Genomic DNA, 2,695 nt, shown 5'->3' with positions numbered 1-2,695 from the left:
AGTAGGTCACCGCCGGACTTAACTTGGAGTAAGCGACGTCATCTGATGATGATGTTGTTGTGGTTGGTTTGAGGCCCTGGACACTGTGGTGTTCGGGGCCTCACCTGTTTAACCCTCCGTTTGGTGGTGGGGTTGCCGGCTTGGTGGTGGGTGGTGTGGGGTTCTGCCTGGACGGGCGGGACCCTTTCTGCTGTTTCACAAATTCTTTTAGGTTTATAGGCCCGGGTAGGCAACGGATCCAAGACAACATCGCAAGTAAGGGTGAGGTTCTAATGACCAGACGACTTTCCAAACGGCTATTCATGGGAAGTATTATGCTGCTCATTGTGGCACCACTGGTTACGGGGGGAATTGCCTTAGCTAATGACCAGCCACTTGCTGAATGGGTAGCGGGTTCACTGTTGCCCGTGGTTGCAGTAGGCGCGGCTAATGCCCTCGTAGCGTGGTACGTCTATGCCAATGCGGACGACGTTGATCGCCACTAATTCAACCGAGATGCCGCGCCTTCCTTGCTTATCCTGAAGTGAGAATCAGGCCTTGTGACCACTAACTTCTGAGCACAAAAAAGCCCCCCTGCCTTCCAATACTCGTAATGAGCAAAGGAAAGCCGGGGGCTTTTTTTATTTCCTGTTTAACGACACTGATCCACGGGAGCGTTGCTCGGCCAGATCCCTGCGCCTTTTGGTTCACGGCGGGTGAGGCTAAATGAATACGGCAGTATATTGCCGGATGATAGCTAATCAGGCGCTATAGTGGTTACAGGATTATAAACGGCGGCATATTGCCGGTTCGGAGTGTACGTTGAATTTTTTATTGGAAATTGGCGCTGCGCTGCAGCTTTCTCGAAAAGAGAATGCATTGACTCAGGAGCAGCTGGCTGACCTAGCTAATATCTCCGAGCGCACCGTGCGGGCCATCGAAACCGGTACGGGTAACCCTTCTATAGGAGCTGTGCTTTCCGTTGCTAGCGTCCTTGGGCTCAAGATTGTTGTTCAGAAGTGAATGGGGATCTAGCAGATCTGAAGCGGGTCGATAAGGCAGATGTTTATCAGAACCGTATATTAGCGGGGCGTTTGGAACGTCGTGGTGACGGTTATATCCAGTTCACTTATACCGACAAGTTTTTACAATCAGGTATGCCGGGCATTGCTACTTCATTACCTTCTTCCGCGACGCCCCTAATTGCCCCTGGTGGTGGGGTGCCAGCGTTCTTTTCCGGTCTCTTACCAGAAGGTCACCGTCTCACAGTCTTGAGGAACGCCACTAAAACCAGCCTTGCTGATGAAATGACTTTGTTGATGGCAGTCGGTTCCGATACTCCGGGCAACGTACGTATTGTGCCTAGCGGTACGAAACCGGTGATGCCAGCGGCGGTCGCGAGGATCGATGATCCTGCGGCTTTGGACTTTACTTTGCTGGCAAGAAACCTTGATCTGCATTCGATTCCGGGCGTCCAGGAAAAGATTAGTGCCACCATGCTGACGACCCCTCTAGCAATGGGCGAGGGAGCATATCTCCTCAAGCTGGATCCGCGAGATCACCCACACCTCGTTGCCAACGAAGCTCTGCACCTACAGGCGGCCAAATCGCTGAAACTTCCGGTGGCTAAAAACAAGGTAGTACACGATGGACAGAATGTTCCTGGACTACTTGTTGAACGCTTTGACCGGAAGTACGTTCCAGGCGATGCTGAAGTAAGGCGGTATGCATTAGAAGACGGGCTGCAGGTGCTCGACTTACCTCCAGCCGTTAAGTACTCGGTTAGTGCCGAGCAGGTCGCTGACGGTTTGGCCGGTTATTGCCGAGCGCCAGTAATAGCGAAACGAAATTTGTATCTTCAGTTCCTCTTCGCTTGGTTGACGGGTAATGGAGATCTGCACGGAAAGAATCTGTCAATACTTGCGGACTCTGCAGGGAAGTTTGCGATGGCCCCGATGTATGACGTCCCTTGCACGCTCATTTACGGAGATGACACCATGGCGCTGTCTCTATCGGGCAAAACTAAGAATCTGAAGAGTAAGCATTGGTTGGAGTTCGGTCGGTACTTGGGGTTGACGGAAAGAGCGGTCTTGTCAGCGAATCAATTAGCTTTGAAGGCATCTAGCTTGGCCAGGTTAGATGCATTGCCGATCGAAGGTTCCCCGTTACGCGGTGCAGTGCGGGAACTACGTTTTAGGCGTTTGGAAGTGGCGTAGCCTTTTTCAAAGATTTGGCTTCATGCCGGCATTTAGCGTAACGCTAGCGCCAGCCTTTGGGGAGTTGCACTTGTCCTTGGCAAGCCGGCGAAAGATTCGTCGCGCTATTAGGCGCAGTTTTTCTCGTTGCTCTCGCTGGCCGGTGCAGATGATGTCCATAAGCGGGACAGTCGTCGCGTCTCATAGTCGGCTAGCTCTAGGCGGTGCTGGGTAGTTTCTCGCGACGTGTATCCGTAATCGTGCGGACTGGCAGACGATGCATAAATTGCCGAGTTAGGGCAGTAATAATTTACCTTAATTCTTTGTGTGCACGGTCACTGCGGAAAAGAGGCCACCGATTTGAAACATCCCCCGAAACCGTGTATAGTTTTTATCTGTCGCCGAAACAAGGCCGGAACAAAAACCGGTACAGAATTCGGTGATAATCCCCAGAAAATCAAGAGTTTTACACAGGTCACTGTGGATAAATGAAGATCAATGGGAACTGAGAATACCGTTTC

Annotated in this window: 4 protein-coding genes; 3 read left to right on the top strand and 1 reads right to left on the bottom strand. The window is 51.7% G+C overall.

Annotated elements, in window-relative coordinates; genetic code table 11:
* Positions 1 to 272 precede the first annotated feature (272 nt).
* The 3 genes from VJ369_RS18310 to VJ369_RS18300 all read left to right on the top strand — a co-directional run bounded on the left by VJ369_RS18310 (position 273) and on the right by VJ369_RS18300 (position 2,195).
* A complete protein-coding gene (locus VJ369_RS18310) occupies positions 273 to 485 on the top strand; it encodes a hypothetical protein (RefSeq protein ID WP_324093436.1) in 213 nt (70 codons plus the stop codon).
* A 316-nt stretch (positions 486 to 801) separates the two neighbouring features.
* Positions 802 to 1,002, top strand: coding sequence for a helix-turn-helix transcriptional regulator (locus VJ369_RS18305; RefSeq protein WP_324093435.1), 201 nt, complete (start codon positions 802 to 804; stop codon positions 1,000 to 1,002).
* Positions 999 to 2,195, top strand: a complete 1,197-nt coding sequence (locus tag VJ369_RS18300; protein WP_324093434.1) for a type II toxin-antitoxin system HipA family toxin — start codon at positions 999 to 1,001, stop codon at positions 2,193 to 2,195. The genes VJ369_RS18305 and VJ369_RS18300 overlap by 4 nt, the downstream gene beginning before the upstream one ends.
* A 314-nt stretch (positions 2,196 to 2,509) precedes the next feature.
* Here VJ369_RS18300 and VJ369_RS18295 read toward each other — a convergent pair.
* A partial coding sequence (locus tag VJ369_RS18295) for a hypothetical protein (protein WP_324093433.1) occupies positions 2,510 to 2,695 on the bottom strand: 186 nt, incomplete at its 5' end.

The organism is Glutamicibacter sp. (assembly GCF_035257265.1).
Lineage (GTDB): Bacteria > Actinomycetota > Actinomycetes > Actinomycetales > Micrococcaceae > Glutamicibacter.
Note: the sequence above shows the minus strand (reverse complement) of the source record. Positions and strands in the feature narration are given on the sequence as shown.